Source organism: Aeromonas sp. QDB54 (genome assembly GCF_027707385.1).
Classification (GTDB): Bacteria; Pseudomonadota; Gammaproteobacteria; order Enterobacterales; family Aeromonadaceae; genus Aeromonas; species Aeromonas hydrophila.
In genome coordinates, this window is sequence record NZ_JAPCIT010000016.1 from 45,042 (window position 1) to 61,382 (window position 16,341).

Genomic DNA, 16,341 nt, shown 5'->3' on the forward strand with positions numbered 1-16,341 from the left:
CGGGAAAACATCGCAAAAAATCAGTGTAGCGATCCTTTTGCGGGGAAAGAAGTTAATAAATGATGATCAGCGGATTTTAACGGCGTACTGCCCGGCTCAGCGGCCACCGCCCCGGCGGATCTTGTCTACATCCAGCAGCAGCCACAGCATGAGAGCGATGGCGGAGATCCACGGACCCCAGGTCACGTAGGCTTCACCGTGTCCCAGCATGTAGAACAGCAGCGGCAGTCCTATCACCAGAAACAGTACACTTCCCAGAAAAAATAACATTTTTATCTTTATATTTAAGGGCTTGTCTATTTGATGATTATATCGATTGAGGCTGGCGATGAAAGGGCAAAAATGAAAAAGGGGGATTTCTCCCCCCAATTCGCAGATAAGCGTCATTTCTGATGCTATTCGAGCTGGATCCAGGTGCTTTTCAGCTCGGTGTACTTCTCCAGCGCATGCAATGACTTGTCGCGGCCGTTGCCGGACTGCTTGAAGCCGCCGAACGGCATGGTCATGTCGCCGCCATCCCAGTTGTTGACGAACACGGTGCCGGCGCGCAGGGCGCGGGAGCCTTTCACCGCCTTGTTGAGATCCGCCGTCCAGATCGCGGCGGCCAGACCGTAGTCGGTGTCGTTGCCGAGCGCAATGGCCTCTTCCAGCGTGTCGAAGCCGGTCACCGCCAGCACCGGGCCGAAGATCTCCTCGCGGAAGATGCGCATCTCGGGGGTCACCTCGTCGAAGATGGTGGGCTCGATGTAGACGCCGCCGCTCTCGGTATTGGTGCGCTTGCCCCCTAGCAGCAGCTTGGCGCCCTCCTGCTGGCCGATGGCGATGTAGTTGAGCACCTGCTCCATCTGGATGTGGTCCACCATGGCGCCGATGCGGGTGGCAGGGTCGAGCGGGTTGGCCGAGATCCATTCGCGGGCATGGGCCAGCAGCCGGTCCATGAACTGCGGCTTGATGCTGTTTTGCACCAGCAGGCGGGAGGCGGCGGTGCACACCTCGCCCTGGTTGTAGAAGATGGCGCCGGCGGCGCTTTTGGCGGCGGCGTCCAGGTCCGGCGCATCCGCCAGTATGATGTTGGGGCTCTTGCCGCCGCACTCCATAAAGGCGCGCTTGAGGTTGGACTTGCCGGAGCACTGCACCAGATGCTTGCCGATCTTGGTGGAGCCGGTGAAGGTGATGCAGTCCACGTCCATGTGCATGGCCAGCGCCTCGCCCACGGTATGGCCAAAGCCGGGCAGCACGTTGAACACGCCGTCGGGGATGCCTGCCTCCTTGGCCAGACCGGCGATGCGCAGGGCGGTCAGCGGGGATTTCTCGGAGGGTTTCAGGATCACCGAGTTGCCGGTGGCGAGCGCCGGCCCCAGCTTCCAGCAGGCCATCACCAGCGGGAAGTTCCACGGCACGATGGCGGCGACCACTCCGAGCGGCTCGCGGGTCACCAGCGCCAGGGCGGACTCCTCGACCGGCGCGACCTGATCGTAAATCTTGTCGATAGCCTCGGCGTTCCAGGCGATGCAGTTGGCGGCGGCGGGGGCGTCATAGCCCATGGCGTCGCCGATGGGTTTGCCCATGTCGAGCGACTCCAGCAGCGCCAGCTCCACCTTGTTGAGCCGCATCAGTTCGGCGAAGCGCTGCAGGATCTGCTTGCGCTGCTTGGGCGGCAGACCGCTCCAGCGTTTGTCGTCGAAGGCGGCGCGGGCAGCCTGCACCGCCAGTTCGGCATCGGCGGCGTCGCAGGCAGCGACCTTGGTCAGCAGCTTGCCGTTGGCCGGGTTGATGCAGTCGAAGGTGGCGCCGTTGATGGCGTCCCGGTAGCTGCCGTCGATGAAGGCTTGCGAGGGCAGGGTCAGGTGGGAGGCCTTGTGTTGCCACTGGGCCAGGGTCAGGTCACTCATGTTCACTCCTTGAACCGGCAAAAAGTCAGTTTCCGCGTATCAATATGCTAAACATCCTGCCGCTTGTAAATCCATCTTGTAACAATTCGTTAAACACTTTGCCGGTTTGGCCTCATCCGGAATCCATGCCGGTGAGGGCGCTCGGCGGGGCAAACCGCACCGCAAGCGCGGGCCGTCGGCGCCTGCCGAAGCGGAGGCCGGCGCGAAGGGGCTGGTCGCTGTGCCGGGTCCGCCGAGGGGCGGGATCTCCCCTCGCATGGCTTAGAAGCTGGCGGGGGTGTTGGCCGAGATCAGCACGCATTCGTGCTCATCCACATTGCGGAAACGGTGCGGGGTGCGGCTGTCGAAGTAGTAGCCATCCCCTGGCGTCAGCAGGTAGACCTGCTCGCCGACGGTGACCTCCACCTGGCCCTGGATGACGATGCCGCACTCTTCGCCTTCGTGGCTCAGCATGTCGTCACCCGTGTCGGCGCCCGGTGGCAGTATCTCCTGCATCATGCCGATGGCACGGTTGGCGCGGCTGTGGCCCACCAGGCGGTAGCTGATGGGGTGGGTACCGAGATCCGGCATGTCGGCGGCGCGGAAGATCACCTCGGAGTCCATCTCCGTCTCATCGGTGAAGAAGGTGGCCAGCGACATGGGAATGCCTTCCAGCACCTTGCGCAGAGAAGCGACCGAGGGGCTCACCTGATTTTTCTCGATCTGGGAGATAAAGCCGTTGGTCACACCGGAGCGTTTCGCCAGCTCGCGCTGGGAGAGGGCCGCCTTGGTGCGAACCGCCTTGAGGCGGTGACCGATATCCATCGATAGACACTCCTTGACTGTTTACTATTATTAAATTTGTGTTAAATATCTTATACCACCCCGCTCAGAGCAGCTAGCCGGGTGATACCATATGGGGCAAGTTTGAGCCCTTTTTTAAGATTTCAGGTGTTTAATTTAATAGGCATTGGCCGATAGTTACTAAACACCTTAAGGATGAGGTGACCATGAAACCGATCAGCGACATCAATACCCCCTCCGACATGTCCGCTTTCTGGATGCCGTTCACCGCCAACCAGCAGTTCAAGGCGGCGCCGCGCATCCTGAAGTCGGCAGAGGGGATGTATTATCACTCAGAGGATGGCCGCAAGATACTGGATGGCACTGCCGGGCTCTGGTGTTGCAACGCGGGTCATGGTCGGCGCGAGATTGCCGAGGCGGTTTCCCAGCAGATTTCCCACCTCGATTTTGCCCCGACATTCCAGATGGGGCACCCCCTGCCGTTCGAGCTGGCCAACCGGCTGGTGGAGATCGCCCCCAAGGGGCTTGGCCACGTCTTCTATACCAACTCCGGTTCGGAATCGGTGGATACCGCGCTCAAGATCGCACTGGCCTGGCAGCGGGCGCGCGGCCAGGGCACCCGTACCCGGCTGATCGGCCGTGAGCGTGGTTACCACGGGGTCGGCTTCGGCGGCATCTCGGTAGGCGGCATCCCCGGCAACCGCAAGTGGTTCGGCTCCCTGCTGACCGGGGTGGATCATCTGCCCCACACCCTCAACATCGCCAAAAACGCTTTCACCAAGGGGCTGCCCGAGGAGGATGTGGCGCTGGCCGACGAGCTGGAGAAGATCGTCTTCCTGCACGATGCCAGCAACATAGCGGCGGTGATTGTCGAGCCCATCGCCGGCAGTACCGGCGTGCTGATGCCCCCCAAAGGCTACCTCAAGCGGTTGCGGGAGATCTGTACCAAACACGGCATCCTGCTGATCTTCGACGAGGTGATCACCGGTTTCGGCCGCCTCGGTGCTCCCTTCGCCGCCCAGGAGTTCGACGTCATTCCCGACATGATCACCTGTGCCAAGGGGCTGACCAACGGCGCCATCCCCATGGGGGCCGTGCTGGTGAGCAACGCCATCTATGACGACATGATGGCGGCCGGCAAGGGGGCCATCGAGCTGTTCCACGGCTACACCTACTCCGGCCATCCGGTGGCCGCCGCCGCGGGTCTGGCGACCCTCGAAATCTATCGCAACGAGAACCTGCTGAGCCGCGCCGCCGATCTGGCGGGCTACTGGGAGGAGGCGGCCCATTCGCTCAAGGGCTGCAAGCACGTGAAGGATGTGCGCAACTACGGGCTGGTGGCGGGCATCGAGCTCGAATCCATGCCGGATGCGCCGGGCAAGCGCGCCTATGAGGTGTTCGTGCGCTGCTTCGAGAAGGGGGCGCTTATCCGGGTCACCGGCGACATCATCGCCCTGTCGCCGCCCCTCATCATCGAGCGCAGCCAGATCGACGATCTCTTCACCCTGCTGCAGGACGCCCTGCAGGCCCAGGACTGACTTTTAACCGGTTGATGGCGCCCGTCGCGGCGCCACTTGCCCGTGCCTGCTCCCCGGGGCGGCGCGGGCAGGCACGCATAACCCATCACGGAGGATTTATGACATACAGGGTCAGCAACTTCATCGACGGCGAGACGACCGAGAGCCGCAGCGAGCGCTTCGGAACCATCTTCAACCCGGCCACCGGCCAGCAGCAGGGTCAGGTGGTGCTCAGCACCGCCGCCGAGTGCCAGGATGCCATCGCCAGCGCCGAGCGCGCCCTGGCTGACTGGGCGCAGACTCCGCCGCTGGTGCGGGCCCGGGTGCTGTTTCGCTTCAAGGAGTTGATGGAGCAGCACAGGGACGATCTGGCGCGGCTGATCAGTCGCGAGCACGGCAAGGTGTTCTCCGACGCCCAGGGCGAGCTGACCCGTGGCCTCGAGGTGGTGGAGTTTGCCTGCGGCATTCCCCACCTGCTCAAGGGGGAGCACTCCCTCAACGTGGGGCGCGGGGTCGACAGCCACTCCATGATGCAGCCGGTGGGTGTCTGCGCCGGCATCACCCCGTTCAACTTCCCGGCCATGGTGCCGCTGTGGATGTTCCCGGTGGCCATCGCCTGCGGCAACACCTTCATTCTCAAGCCCTCCGAGAAGGATCCCTCCCTCTCCCTGCGCATGGCCGAGCTGCTCAAGCAGGCCGGCCTGCCGGACGGGGTGCTCAACGTGGTGAACGGTGACAAGGAGGTGGTAGACGTGCTGCTGACCGACCCGCGGGTCGGTGCCGTGTCGTTCGTCGGCTCCACTCCCATCGCCCAGTACATCTATGCCACCGCCTCGGCCCACGGCAAGCGGGTACAGGCGCTGGGCGGCGCCAAGAACCACATGCTGGTGATGCCGGATGCGGATCTCGAGCTGGCGGTCTCCGCCCTGATGGGAGCGGCCTACGGTGCGGCCGGCGAGCGCTGCATGGCCATTTCGGTGGCCGTGGTGGTGGGGGATGAGACGGCCGATGCGCTGGTGGCCAGGCTGTCGCCGCTGGTGGCTGCGCTGCGGGTAGGCCCGGGGTTGGGCCAGAGCCCGGAGAACGAGATGGGGCCCCTCATCAGCCGCGAGCACCTCGCCAAGGTGCGCGGTTATGTGGATCAGGGGGTGGCCGAGGGGGCCGAGCTGGTGGTGGACGGCCGGGGCCTGAGCCATGGCGAGGGTTACTTCATCGGCGGCAGCCTGTTCGACCGGGTCGGCCCCGAGATGCGCATCTACCGGGAGGAGATCTTCGGCCCGGTGCTGGCCATCGTGCGGGCGCCGGACTACGAGACGGCGCTCAGGCTCATCAACGAACACGAGTACGGCAACGGCACCGCCATCTTCACCTGTGACGGCGACACCGCGCGGGACTTCACCGCCCGCGTGCAGGTCGGTATGGTAGGGGTGAACGTTCCCATCCCGGTGCCCATGGCGTTTCACAGCTTTGGTGGCTGGAAGCGGTCCATCTTCGGGCCGCTCAACATGCACGGGCCGGATGGGGTGCGCTTCTATACCCGGATGAAGACGGTGACTGCCCGCTGGCCCCAGAGCCTGCGGGCGGGCGCGGAGTTCTCCATGCCGACCATGAAGTAATCAACCATGCAGCAGCTAGCCCGGACATGGCCCGGTGGCAGGAATCCACCTTCGTTCGCCGCTATCACTGTGAAGGAGTAACAGATGCGACTGGGAATTCTCGATTGTGACCGGCTGGACCCCGACTTGGTGGGGGATTTCGGCCCCGTTTACTCCGAGATGTTTATCAAGGGCTTCCGGGCGCTGGCCCCCGGGCTGGAGTTTCGGGTCTGGTCGGCGCTCGATGGCGAGCTGCCGGCCGATCTGCACGAGTGCGATGCCTGGCTCATCACCGGCTCGCGCCATGATGCCTACAGCGACATCCCCTGGATCCGGGCGCTGCGCGACTGGATCCGGCGCGCCCACGATGCCGACGTCAAGCTGGCCGGGGTCTGCTTCGGCCACCAGGTGATCGCCCAGGCGCTGGGGGGCGAGGTGATGAAGTCCACCAAGGGCTGGGGGCTGGGGGTGTCGGTCCATCCCATGCTGGCGCGACAACCCTGGATGGAGCCGGGGCTCGAGACCATCCGGATCCTGGCCAGCCACCAGGATCAGGTGGAGCAGCTGCCACCGGGGGCCACCCGGTTGGCGGGCAATGATTTTTGTCCCAATTTCATGTTTTTGCAGGGTGACCACATAGTGGCCATCCAGGGACATCCGGAATTCTCGGTGGAGTACAACCGGGCGCTGATCGAGCGGCGGCGGGATCTGCTGCCGGACGATCGTTACCAGCGCAGCCTCTCCTCGCTGGAGGGGGAGGTGGATTCGGCCACCATGATGCAGTGGTTGTTGCAATTTTTGGGCATCCTGCCCGGCGCCGACACGGCTGCCGGCGGGATCACAGCAGGAGAGCGAGCATGATTATTGGCGTACCCAAGGAAATCAAAAACCATGAATACCGGGTCGGCATGACTCCCGCCGGAGTGCAGGAGCTGACGGCCCGGGGACACAAGGTGCTGGTGCAGCAGCAGGGAGGCGAGGCGATCGGGCTGTCCGACGCCGAGTACCAGGCAGCCGGTGCCGAACTGGTGACCAGCGCGGCGGAGATTTTCGCCCGGGCCGAGATGATAGTGAAGGTGAAGGAGCCCCAGCCGGAGGAGTGCGAACTGCTCAGGCCGGGTCAGCTGCTGTTCACCTACCTGCACCTGGCGCCGGACCCGGTGCAGACCCAGCTGCTGGTGCACTCGGGGGCGGTGGCCATCGCCTACGAGACGGTGACCGACGATCGCGGCGGCCTGCCGCTGCTGGCGCCCATGTCCGAGGTGGCGGGGCGGATGGCGATCCAGGCCGGCGCCCACAGTCTGGAGAAGGCGCAGGGGGGCAACGGCACCCTGCTGGGTGGGGTGCCTGCGGTGGCACCCGCCAAGGTGGTGGTGCTGGGTGGCGGGGTGGTCGGCGTCAACTCGGCGCGCATGGCGCTGGGACTGGGGGCCGACGTCACCATCCTGGATCGCTCCCTGCCGCGGCTGCGGGAGCTGGACAGCCTGTACGGCCCGGCCCTCAAGACCCTCTACTCCACCCGCACCAACATAGAGGCGTGCATCGCCCAGGCTGATCTGGTGATCGGTGCCGTACTGATCCCGGGGGCGGCGGCGCCCAAGCTGCTGACCCGCGACATGCTCAAGCTGATGCGCAAGGGCTCGGTGCTGGTGGACGTGGCCATCGATCAGGGCGGCTGTTTCGAGACCTCCCATCCGACCACCCATGAGGAGCCCACCTACGTAGTGGACGGCATCATCCACTACTGCGTGGCCAACATGCCGGGCGGGGTAGCGCGCACCTCCACCTTCGCGCTGACCAACGCCACCCTGCCGTTCGTGCTGGCGCTGGCCGACAAGGGTTATGCCCGGGCGCTGCAGGACGATCGCCACCTGCGAGCCGGTCTGAACGTGTTCAAGGGCAAGATCACCCAGGCGGCGGTGGCGCAGGCGCTCGGCTACGAGTACGTCAGCGCCGAGTCGGTACTGGGCTGACGCAGCCGTCGCGCGCTCGCTCGGCAAACGTCGAGCGGGCTCACAAACCCCGCGATTTCAGAGAGGGCCGTCACGGCCCTTTCTCATATACTGGGCTCCCCTGTCAGTGAGGTCTCTTCATGTCCCGCATTCTGCTGCTCGCCAATCTCAACTGTGATCACGTGCTCTCCCTCTCCGAACCCCTGGTGGCCGGTGCCCGCCTGCAATACCTGGATCAGGGCCGCCGGCTCGGCGGCGGTGCCGCCAACACCGGCATCGGGTTGGTGTGGGCCGGCCATGAGGTGACCATCGCCTCGCGCATCGGGCTGGATGAAACCGGTGACTGGCTGCTGGAGCAGGCGGCGGGCTACGGCCTGGACTGCAGCCATGTTGAGCGCTTTGGCGGCGAGACCGGTGAGCTGCTGATCCTGGTGGACTCCACCGGCGAGCGCACCATCCTCAGGCGGCCACGGCGCCCGGACCTGCCGGGTGATCTGCCGAGCGAGGGGGTGGACTGCCTCTACGTGAACTACCCCGGCACCGCCATCATCGGGTATATGCGCCAGATGCTCGGCAAGAGCTTCGTGGTGGCCCAGTATCCCAAGGGCGGCCAGGCGCGTCGCCCCTGCCACGTGCTGGTGGCCTCCCGCTCCGATCTCGGCGAGGTGGATGACCCCTGGCAGCACGCCCGCCAGATCGCCGGCGAGCAGCTGGCCTGGCTGGTGTTGACCGAAGGCAAGGCGGGGGCGGTGGCCATTCACGGCGAGGAGCAGATCCGGGTGGCGGCGCGGCCGGTGTCGGTGGTGGACACCACGGGGGCGGGGGATGCCTTCGCCGGCGGCCTGATCCACGGGCTGGCACGAGGCATGGCGATCCGGGATGCGCTGCAGTGCGCGGTGGACTGGGGCGCCTTCGCGGTCGCCTCCGAGAGTTCCATCCCCTCCAGCGCCCTGAAAAACTGGCTCAGGCAGCCGCACTGAGCCGCCATGAACTGTTGCCGTTGAGGTCTCCTTGCGCGGGCCTAGGTGGAGGGGAAAACCGGTGAATTTAACCGCCATAACCCCCCAAAACCTTGGACTAACCCTGCAAGTTTGCGATCAATCAAAGAAAGTGTCGATTTATGTGCATCTTCATCGACACCCGCCTGAGCTGCTCTTAACCTTGTCATTCCACGACTCAGATTAAGATGCGGACCTTGCGCGGGCGCAAGCGCTTCCCCGCCTCTTAGCTTTAGGTTGTCGTCCTGATTTCTGACTTGTAGTAAGAGGCAAGTGCGACCATGCAACTGACACGATTTACCGACTATGCCCTGCGTACCCTGACTTTTCTGGCGGTCCAGCCGGGAGATCGCCTGTCGACCATCACCGAGGTGGCCGATACCTTTGCCATCTCCCGCAACCACGTGGTCAAGATAGTGCATCAGCTCGGCATCAAGGGGTACATAGAGACGGTGCGTGGCAAGCATGGTGGCATCCGGCTCGGCCGCTCCGCCGTCTCCATCAACCTGCGTGACGTGGTGATGGACATGGAGCACGTGCTCTGCCCGGTGGACTGCAAGCGCGAGAATTGCCGCCTCTCCGGTGGCTGCCGCATCCAGGGTATTCTGCGCCGTGCCATGAACGCCTTCCTCGAGGTGCTGGGGGAGTACACCCTGGCCGATGCGGTGCGTGATCCGACCCGGCTCTGCCATCTGCTCGGCATCGAACAGGATTCGATTCTGGCCATGGCATAAGCCAGGCAAGCATGACAAAGGGGCCCACGGGCCCCTTTGTCATGTCCGGGATTTGGGTTCAGAGCTGGGGGATCAGGGTGATGGCGCCGTGCAGGCAGGCGAGACCACAGGCGCCGCAGCCGTCGCAGGCCGCCATGTTGATGCTGACGCCGTCGGCGGTGGCCTTGATCGCCTGCTGGGGGCAGGCATCTTCACACAGCAGGCAGTAGAAGCCCTGCCGGGCCTGGCAGCTGGCCTCGATCCGTACCCGGGTCTGCACCTGACGACCCAGCTGCAGGTCGAGGGCGCCGGTCGGACAGGCCCTGGCGCAGCTGCCGCAATAGCTGCACTGGCCGCAGGCGAGATCCAGCACGGGCGTGCCGGCGATGGGGGAGTCGTCATATTCGGGCTGGTTGGCCGGTTTGAGCAGGCCGTTGGGACAGGCCTTGAAGCATTCACCGCAGCGGGAGCAGAGGGAGAGGAACTGGGACTCTTCGATGGCCCAGGGGGGACGCGCTTCGTGACAAACCACCTCCGGTTTGCGAGAGCCCCCCAATGCTTGCGTCAGCCAGCGACAGAAAAAATGAGTCATGCTCACCCCTGATACCTATTAGGGGTTAATTTTATCCAAGTTTCCCTTCGCAAGCCAGAGAATAGCGCCGGCCAGGATCGCAAGCCGGGTTGCCCTTGTGTAAGCTAGGCGGGTCTTTTTGCAGGATTGAATGAACTCATGTGGTTATTTCTGTGGCGTGCTTCTCTGCTCTATGTCTTCCCCTTGCTGATGTGGGGCTACTGCCGCATCAAGGGGATCGAATTCGTCGAGCTCGACACCGGAGTTAACAGTCACAAGTGGGTGGTGCTGGCCGCCTATCTGCTCTACGTGCTGCTCTGGCTGCTGCTCAACCGCTATCTCGAACTCTTTCTGCGTCAGCGGAGCCGCAAATGATCGAGCCCGGGCTCTGGGGCCTGCTGCTGGCTGCCGCCGTGCTGGCGGTCGGCTTGGGCTGGCTGGCGGGCCGGCGTGGTGCGGCCCAGCTGGCCCAGCAGGTGCTGCTGAGCCAGGAGCGCCAGCAGGCGCTGCAGGATCGCTGTGACGAGCTGCAGGATGAAAAGTTGCAGGGCCAGCAGAAGCTGGAACAGCAACAGACCCTGCTGATCAAGCTCACCGCCCGTCTCAAGGATGCCGAAGCCACCCTGCGCAGCGAGCGGCTGGCCGCCGCCGAGAAGCTGCAACTGCAACAGGAGGCGGAGCAGCGCCTCAGTCAGCAGTTCGAGAACCTCGCCAACCGGATTTTCGAGCAAAACTCGGGCAACTTCCGTGAACTGAACCAGAACAGCCTGGATCTGCTGCTGACGCCGCTGAAAGAGCAGCTTGAGGGCTTTCGCCGCCAGGTGGGGGAAACTCACGCCCAGGAGACGGCCCAGCGTCACAGCCTCAAGTTCGAGCTGGAGCGCCTGGCCGAGCTCAACGCCCGCATGACCGAGGAGGCGGCGGCGCTGACCCGTGCCCTCAAGGGCGACAGCAAGCAGCAGGGCAACTGGGGCGAGGTGGTGCTGGCACGGATCCTCAGCGAATGCGGCCTGCGCGAAGGCCACGAGTACCACACCCAGGTCAACATCGAGGTGGACAAGGGCAAGCGCTATCAGCCTGACGTCATCGTTCACCTGCCGCAGGACAAGGACATCATCATCGACGCCAAGGTGTCGCTGACCGCCTACGAGCGCTGGTACAACAGCGATGACGAGCTGGAGAAGGCGGTGGCGCTGAAAGAGCACGTCACCTCGGTGCGCAACCACATCCGCGAGCTGGGCCGCAAGGATTACCAGCAGCTGCCCGGGGTGCGCACCCTCGATTACGTGCTGATGTTCGTGGCGGTGGAGCCCGCCTTCCTCACCGCGGTGGAGGCCGATCCCTCGCTGGTGCGATTCGGGCTCGACAACAACATTCTGCTGGTGAGCCCTACCAACCTGATGGTGGCGCTGCGCACCATAGAGAACCTGTGGCGCTACGAGCGGCAGAACCAGAATGCCCGCCAGATCGCCGAGCGGGCCGGCCGCCTCTACGAGAAGCTGCGGCTGTTCGTGGAGGAGATGCAGCAGCTGGGTGGCAGCCTGCACCGGGCACAGGAGAGCTACGACAAGGCGATGGGGCGGCTGGTGAACGGGCGCGGCAACCTGATCGCCCAGGTGGAACGCTTTCGCGAGCTGGGGGTGGAGGTGACCAAGACCCTGCCCGAGCCGCTGGTCAACCGGGCACTGGAACGGGAAGACCCGGCCGAGTGAGACGGAGCTTCATGCAACAAGAAGGGCAGCCAGTGGCTGCCCTTCTGCATTTGCGTGTCCGAATACACATCGTTACCAACCCCGTTGCCGCGTCCGAATACGCTTCGCTATTCGAACCTACGGATCCACAGGCTTGTCGATTGCAGCCAAGGCCGTAGGTTTGATTAGCCGCGCAACGGCGTAATCAGACGTTCGCGGTCATGCCATCTTCCCGTCATTGCTTCCAGAAGGAGGGGAAGAAGAGCACCGCCACGGTCAGGATCTCGAGCCGTCCCAGCAGCATGCCGAACGACAGGATCCACTTGGCCGAGTCCGGCAGGGTGGCGAAGTTGGTGCTGGGGCCGATGATCGGCCCCATGCCCGGACCCACGTTGGCGACGGCGGTGATGGAGCCCGAGATGGCGGTCAGGGGATCCAGCCCTATAGCGGCGAGCAGAGCGGCGATCAGCAGGATGACAGCGAAGTAGGCCAGCACGAACGAGATCATCGAGCGGATGATGGCGTCGTTGACCGGGCGGCCGTTGTACTTCTGCGGGAAGACGCCGGAGGGGTGCATCAGCTGGCGCATCTGCTTCTTGAACAGGGCGAACGCCACCTGCACCCGGAAGATCTTGAGGCCGCCAGCGGTGGAGCCGGAGCAGGCGCCGAGGGCCAGCAAAATGATGAAGATGATGTTGGTGAGCGGGCCCCAGGTGCCGAAGTCACCGAGCCCGAAGCCGGTGGTGGTGAGCACGGAGACGATGTTGAAGCAGCTGATGCGCAGGGCATCCATGAAGCCGTAGATGTCCCTTAGCCACAGGTAGAAGGTGACCACCACGGTGACCCAGACCACCAGCCAGAAGAAACCCTGTACCTGGGCATCCTTGAGCAGGCTGTTGTCACGCCGGCTCAGGCTCTGCACATAGAGCAGGAAGGGCAGGCCGCCGAGGAACATGAAGACGGTACCGATCCAGTGCGCCGAGTTGGAGAAGTGGGACATGGATTGATCGGAGGTGGAGTAGCCGCCGGTGCTGAGGGTGGTCATCGAGTGGTTGACCGCCTCGAACAGGGTCATGCCGCTCACCCAGTAGGCGAGGAAGCAGAGCATGGAGAGCACCAGGTAGACCAGCACTATGTTGTTGGCCACTGTCTTGGCGCGCGGCGCACTCTTGTCGGACCAATCCGAGCTCTCGGTCTGGAACAGCTTCATGCCGCCTACGTTGAGGTAGGGCAGCACCGCCACCGCCATCACGATGAAGCCCACCCCGCCCAGCCACTGCAGGATGGAGCGCCACAGCAGTATGCTGTGGGCCATGCCGTCGAGCCCCGACAGCACGGTGGAGCCGGTGGTGGTGACCCCCGACATGGTCTCGAAGTAGGCGTCGGTGAAGTCGATGTGATTGATGAAGAAGAAGGGCAGGGCGCCGAAGATGCAGGCCACCACCCAGACCGAGGTGGTGAGCAGGAACATCTCCCGCACGCCGAGATGGAACACCGCCTTGCGGCCGTAATGCAGGCAGAGCAGAGCCGCGCCGTGGGTGATCAGCACCGACTTGAGAAACTCGACGAACCCCTCGGAGCCGGTCAGCAGGGCCAGCAGGGTGGGCAGCCACATGAACAGGGCCAGCTTGGAGAGCACCAGCCCGAGGGTGAAGATGATGGGACGCAGCTTGATCATGCAAGATAACCTGGTCGTTGATTGACAAAAGACCCGGACAATCCCTGGTAGAGGCTGTGCCGGGTCTGGGTTGTGCTGCCTGGGTGCATGGGCAGATTACAGGAAGAAGGGACTTGGCTGGAACAGACGTTCCACTTCCGGAATGTACTTCTTGTCCACCAGGAACATCACCACGTGGTCATCCTGCTGGATCTGGGTCCGGTCGTGGGCGATCAGCACCTCGTCACCGCGCACGATGGCGCCGATGGTGGTGCCGGGCGGCAGCTTGAGCTCGCCTACCGTCTTGCCGACCACCTTGGAGGTGTTCTCGTCCCCGTGGGCGATCGCCTCGATGGCCTCGGCCGCACCGCGGCGCAGGCTGTAGACGTTGGCGATGTCGGCCCGGCGCACGTGGGTCAGCAGGGCCGAGATGGTGGCCTGCTGCGGCGAGATGGCGATGTCGATGGAACCGCCCTGCACCAGATCCACGTAGGCGCTGCGCTGGATCAGCACCATGGTCTTCTTGGCGCCCATCTTCTTGGCGAGCAGGGCCGACATGATGTTGGCCTCGTCCTCGTTGGTCACCGCGATGAAGACGTCGATCTGGTCGATGTGCTCCTCCGCCAGCAGCTCCTGATCCGCCGCGTCGCCGCAGAAGACGATGGTGTTTTCCAGCACCTCGGAGAGCTGCTCCGCCCGCTTCTGGTTGCGCTCGATCAGCTTCACGCTGTAGCGCTTCTCCAGCTGGCGGGCGAGGCCGGCACCGATGTTGCCGCCGCCGACGATCATGATGCGCCGGTAGGGGCTCTCGAGCCGCTGCAGCTCCGACATCACGGCGCGGATATGGCCCGCCGCCGCCACGAAGAACACCTCGTCATCGGCCTCGATGATGGTGGTGCCCTGCGGGCGGATGGAGCGGCCCTGACGGAAGATCGCCGCTACCCGGGTCTCGATGTTGGGCATGTGATCCCGCAGGGTGGAGAGGGCGTTGCCCACCAGCGGGCCGCCGTAGTAGGCCTTGACCGCCACCAGTCCCACCTTGCCGCCGGCGAAGTCCACCACCTGCAGGGCACCCGGGTACTCGATCAGGCGGCGCACGTAGTCGGTCACCAGCTGCTCGGGGGCGATCAGGTGATCCACCGGCACGGATTCGGGCAGGAACAGCCGATCACGCTCCACCAGATAGGCCGGCGAGCGGATCCGCGCCACCTTGTTGGGGGTGTTGAACAGGGAGTAGGCCACCTGGCAGGCGACCATGTTGGTCTCGTCGCTGTTGGTGACCGCGACCAGCATGTCGGCATCCTGGGCACCCGCTTCACGCAGCACCTTGGGATGGGCGCCGTGGCCGTTCACCACCCGCAGGTCGAACTTGTCCTGCAGCTCGCGCAGCCGGTCGCTATCGGTGTCGACGATGGTGATGTCGTTGTTCTCGCCGGCCAGGTTCTCGGCCAGGGTGCCGCCGACCTGGCCGGCGCCCAGAATGATGATCTTCATAGGACGGCCTCATGAGCGTCGCCGTTGCAACGGCGGCCAGGGTGCGTGGGGACGGTCATCAACAGGATGAATCTCATAGGGAAAGCGCGCTCGATGTTGGGCAGTAATGGGTGCCGCAAGCGGCACCCGCCGTGATGATGGCCCTGCTTACCGCTTGATCAGCTTGGCATAGTAGAAGCCGTCCATCTCGGCCTCGCCCGGCAGAAACTGGCGACCCGGGCACTCCGGGGTGTCCTGCGCATGCAGCGGTACCAGGATGGCGTCCGGGGTGGCCGCGAGGAAGGCGCGGATCTGGTCGCGGTTCTCTTCCGGCAGCACGGAGCAGGTGGCATACAGCAGAGTACCGCCGCTTTTCAGTTTCGACCAGAGGGCGCCGAGGATGCGGTGTTGCAGCTCGGCCAGCTCGCGGATGTCCTGATCCCGACGCAGCCACTTGATGTCGGGGTGACGGCGGATGACGCCGGTGGCGGAGCAGGGGGCATCCAGCAGGATGCGGTCGAACTGACCCTCCGGCCACCACAGATCCGGGGTGCTGGCATCGCCGTGGATCACCTTGGCGGTGAGGCCGATGCGATCCAGGTTCTCCTGCACCCGCTTGAGGCGGTTGTCGTCGGCATCGACCGCCACCACGCCGGCCAGCGCGGGCTGGCGCTCCAGCAGGTGGGCGGTCTTGCCACCGGGGGCGGCGCAGGCATCCAACACCCACTCGCCCGGTTGCGGGTCGAGCAACGCGGCGGCTTGTTGTGCTGCGCCATCCTGTACCGAGCAGTCGCCGACCTCGAAGCCGGGCAGCTTGGTCACGTCGCAGGGACGTTCCAGCAGGATGCAATCTTCACCCTCTTCACCGGCCATCGCATTGATGCCGGCCTCGGCCATGCGGGCCAGCATCTGCTCGCGGCTCTGGCGCTGGCTGTTGTTGCGGATCCACATGGGCGGGCGCTGGTTGTTGGCCTCCATGATGAATTCCCACTCATCCGGATAGGCCTGGCGCAGCCGCTTGGTGAGCCACTCCGGGTGGCCGAGACGGATGCTGGGGACACGGTCGATGCGCAGCAGAATGACTTCGGCGCTGCGCTGGAAGTTGCGCAGCACACCGTTGATGAGGCCGCGCAAGGAGGTGCCCTTGAGCAGCTTGACGGCGTTGACGGTCTCGGCCACCGCGGCGTGAGCCGGAATGCGGGTGTAGATGAGCTGATAGAGACCGACCAGGATCAGGTAGTGGAAGATGCGGCTCTTGTTCTTGAGCGGCTTGTCCATCATCTCGCCGACCGCCGCATCGAGGCGGGGCAGCCAGCGCAGGGTGCCGTAGCAGAGTTCTTGCAGGAGGGCGCGATCGCGGGGCGCAACCTTCTCCTGGGCAGCAGGCAGAACGGCGGAGAGGGACTGGCCCTGATCCAGCACCTGTTGAATGACGAGAGCAGCCTGTGCGCGTGTTTTCATAGTGTTACCTTAGATGCGCAAGTCGGGGCCTGGGCCCC

15 protein-coding genes are annotated in these 16,341 nt (G+C 64.3%); 8 read left to right on the top strand and 7 right to left on the bottom strand.

The features are described from left to right. Positions 1–96: 96 nt before the first annotated feature. From PG881_RS15900 to PG881_RS15910, 3 genes are all read right to left on the bottom strand, one after another. A complete protein-coding gene (locus tag PG881_RS15900; protein ID WP_016349064.1) occupies positions 97–270 on the bottom strand; it encodes a hypothetical protein in 174 nt (57 codons plus the stop codon). A 125-nt stretch (positions 271–395) separates the two neighbouring features. After that, a complete protein-coding gene (locus PG881_RS15905; RefSeq protein WP_270801271.1) occupies positions 396–1,892 on the bottom strand; it encodes an aldehyde dehydrogenase in 1,497 nt (498 codons plus the stop codon). A gap of 261 nt (positions 1,893–2,153) precedes the next feature. Beyond that, a complete protein-coding gene (locus PG881_RS15910; protein WP_011704252.1) occupies positions 2,154–2,696 on the bottom strand; it encodes a cupin domain-containing protein in 543 nt (180 codons plus the stop codon). Positions 2,697–2,881: 185 nt separating this feature from the next. On the opposite strand from PG881_RS15910, the gene PG881_RS15915 reads away from it, so the two are divergent. The 6 genes from PG881_RS15915 to PG881_RS15940 all read left to right on the top strand — a co-directional run bounded on the left by PG881_RS15915 (position 2,882) and on the right by PG881_RS15940 (position 9,471). Continuing rightward, complete coding sequence (locus PG881_RS15915) at positions 2,882–4,213, top strand: aspartate aminotransferase family protein (protein WP_043126513.1); 1,332 nt, start codon at positions 2,882–2,884, stop codon at positions 4,211–4,213. A 98-nt stretch (positions 4,214–4,311) separates the two neighbouring features. Further along, positions 4,312–5,808 carry a CoA-acylating methylmalonate-semialdehyde dehydrogenase gene (locus PG881_RS15920; protein WP_077095849.1) on the top strand — a complete coding sequence of 499 codons (1,497 nt, stop codon included), beginning with the start codon at positions 4,312–4,314 and terminating at the stop codon, positions 5,806–5,808. A gap of 84 nt (positions 5,809–5,892) precedes the next feature. Further along, positions 5,893–6,648, top strand: a complete 756-nt coding sequence (locus PG881_RS15925; protein ID WP_011704255.1) for a glutamine amidotransferase-related protein — start codon at positions 5,893–5,895, stop codon at positions 6,646–6,648. Then, on the top strand, positions 6,645–7,760 hold the full coding sequence (ald, locus tag PG881_RS15930; protein WP_270801279.1) for an alanine dehydrogenase: 1,116 nt from the start codon (positions 6,645–6,647) through the stop codon (positions 7,758–7,760). The genes PG881_RS15925 and ald overlap by 4 nt, the downstream gene beginning before the upstream one ends. A gap of 119 nt (positions 7,761–7,879) precedes the next feature. After that, complete coding sequence (locus tag PG881_RS15935; protein WP_011704257.1) at positions 7,880–8,719, top strand: PfkB family carbohydrate kinase; 840 nt, start codon at positions 7,880–7,882, stop codon at positions 8,717–8,719. Positions 8,720–9,018: 299 nt separating this feature from the next. Beyond that, positions 9,019–9,471, top strand: a complete 453-nt coding sequence (locus PG881_RS15940; protein WP_011704258.1) for an Rrf2 family transcriptional regulator — start codon at positions 9,019–9,021, stop codon at positions 9,469–9,471. 58 nt (positions 9,472–9,529) lie between these two features. Here PG881_RS15940 and PG881_RS15945 read toward each other — a convergent pair whose 3' ends face one another. Next, positions 9,530–10,042: a ferredoxin-type protein NapF gene (locus tag PG881_RS15945; protein ID WP_270801282.1), complete on the bottom strand. Its 513-nt coding sequence runs from the start codon at positions 10,040–10,042 to the stop codon at positions 9,530–9,532. A gap of 138 nt (positions 10,043–10,180) precedes the next feature. Here PG881_RS15945 and PG881_RS15950 point away from each other — a divergent pair, with 138 nt between their 5' ends. Then, complete coding sequence (locus PG881_RS15950; protein WP_016349071.1) at positions 10,181–10,396, top strand: hypothetical protein; 216 nt, start codon at positions 10,181–10,183, stop codon at positions 10,394–10,396. Continuing rightward, positions 10,393–11,733 carry a DNA recombination protein RmuC gene (rmuC, locus tag PG881_RS15955; protein ID WP_270801285.1) on the top strand — a complete coding sequence of 447 codons (1,341 nt, stop codon included), beginning with the start codon at positions 10,393–10,395 and terminating at the stop codon, positions 11,731–11,733. Before PG881_RS15950 ends, rmuC begins: the two co-directional genes overlap by 4 nt. Before the next feature lie 214 nt (positions 11,734–11,947). Here the strand turns inward: rmuC and PG881_RS15960 are convergent, their stop codons facing one another. The 3 genes from PG881_RS15960 to rsmB form a co-directional block, all read right to left on the bottom strand. Further along, positions 11,948–13,390, bottom strand: a complete 1,443-nt coding sequence (locus PG881_RS15960) for a TrkH family potassium uptake protein (protein ID WP_166464622.1) — start codon at positions 13,388–13,390, stop codon at positions 11,948–11,950. A 96-nt stretch (positions 13,391–13,486) separates the two neighbouring features. Continuing rightward, on the bottom strand, positions 13,487–14,863 hold the full coding sequence (trkA, locus tag PG881_RS15965; RefSeq protein WP_011704263.1) for a Trk system potassium transporter TrkA: 1,377 nt from the start codon (positions 14,861–14,863) through the stop codon (positions 13,487–13,489). Between the two features lie 147 nt (positions 14,864–15,010). Beyond that, entirely contained in the window at positions 15,011–16,303 is a 1,293-nt protein-coding gene (gene rsmB / locus PG881_RS15970; protein WP_124252680.1) for a 16S rRNA (cytosine(967)-C(5))-methyltransferase RsmB, read from the bottom strand. Positions 16,304–16,341 lie beyond the last annotated feature (38 nt).

Bases quoted from the DNA above. Each gene is read 5' to 3' on its own strand.
- PG881_RS15900 (WP_016349064.1), bottom strand. From the start codon at position 270: ATGTTATTTTTTCTGGGAAGTGTACTGTTTCTGGTGATAGGACTGCCG.
- PG881_RS15940 (WP_011704258.1), top strand. From the start codon at position 9,019: ATGCAACTGACACGATTTACCGACTATGCCCTGCGTACCCTGACTTTT.
- ald (WP_270801279.1), top strand. From the start codon at position 6,645: ATGATTATTGGCGTACCCAAGGAAATCAAAAACCATGAATACCGGGTC.
- PG881_RS15905 (WP_270801271.1), bottom strand. From the start codon at position 1,892: ATGAGTGACCTGACCCTGGCCCAGTGGCAACACAAGGCCTCCCACCTG.
- PG881_RS15950 (WP_016349071.1), top strand. From the start codon at position 10,181: ATGTGGTTATTTCTGTGGCGTGCTTCTCTGCTCTATGTCTTCCCCTTG.
- rmuC (WP_270801285.1), top strand. From the start codon at position 10,393: ATGATCGAGCCCGGGCTCTGGGGCCTGCTGCTGGCTGCCGCCGTGCTG.
- PG881_RS15960 (WP_166464622.1), bottom strand. From the start codon at position 13,390: ATGATCAAGCTGCGTCCCATCATCTTCACCCTCGGGCTGGTGCTCTCC.
- PG881_RS15915 (WP_043126513.1), top strand. From the start codon at position 2,882: ATGAAACCGATCAGCGACATCAATACCCCCTCCGACATGTCCGCTTTC.
- PG881_RS15945 (WP_270801282.1), bottom strand. From the start codon at position 10,042: ATGACTCATTTTTTCTGTCGCTGGCTGACGCAAGCATTGGGGGGCTCT.
- rsmB (WP_124252680.1), bottom strand. From the start codon at position 16,303: ATGAAAACACGCGCACAGGCTGCTCTCGTCATTCAACAGGTGCTGGAT.
- PG881_RS15935 (WP_011704257.1), top strand. From the start codon at position 7,880: ATGTCCCGCATTCTGCTGCTCGCCAATCTCAACTGTGATCACGTGCTC.
- trkA (WP_011704263.1), bottom strand. From the start codon at position 14,863: ATGAAGATCATCATTCTGGGCGCCGGCCAGGTCGGCGGCACCCTGGCC.
- PG881_RS15910 (WP_011704252.1), bottom strand. From the start codon at position 2,696: ATGGATATCGGTCACCGCCTCAAGGCGGTTCGCACCAAGGCGGCCCTC.
- PG881_RS15920 (WP_077095849.1), top strand. From the start codon at position 4,312: ATGACATACAGGGTCAGCAACTTCATCGACGGCGAGACGACCGAGAGC.
- PG881_RS15925 (WP_011704255.1), top strand. From the start codon at position 5,893: ATGCGACTGGGAATTCTCGATTGTGACCGGCTGGACCCCGACTTGGTG.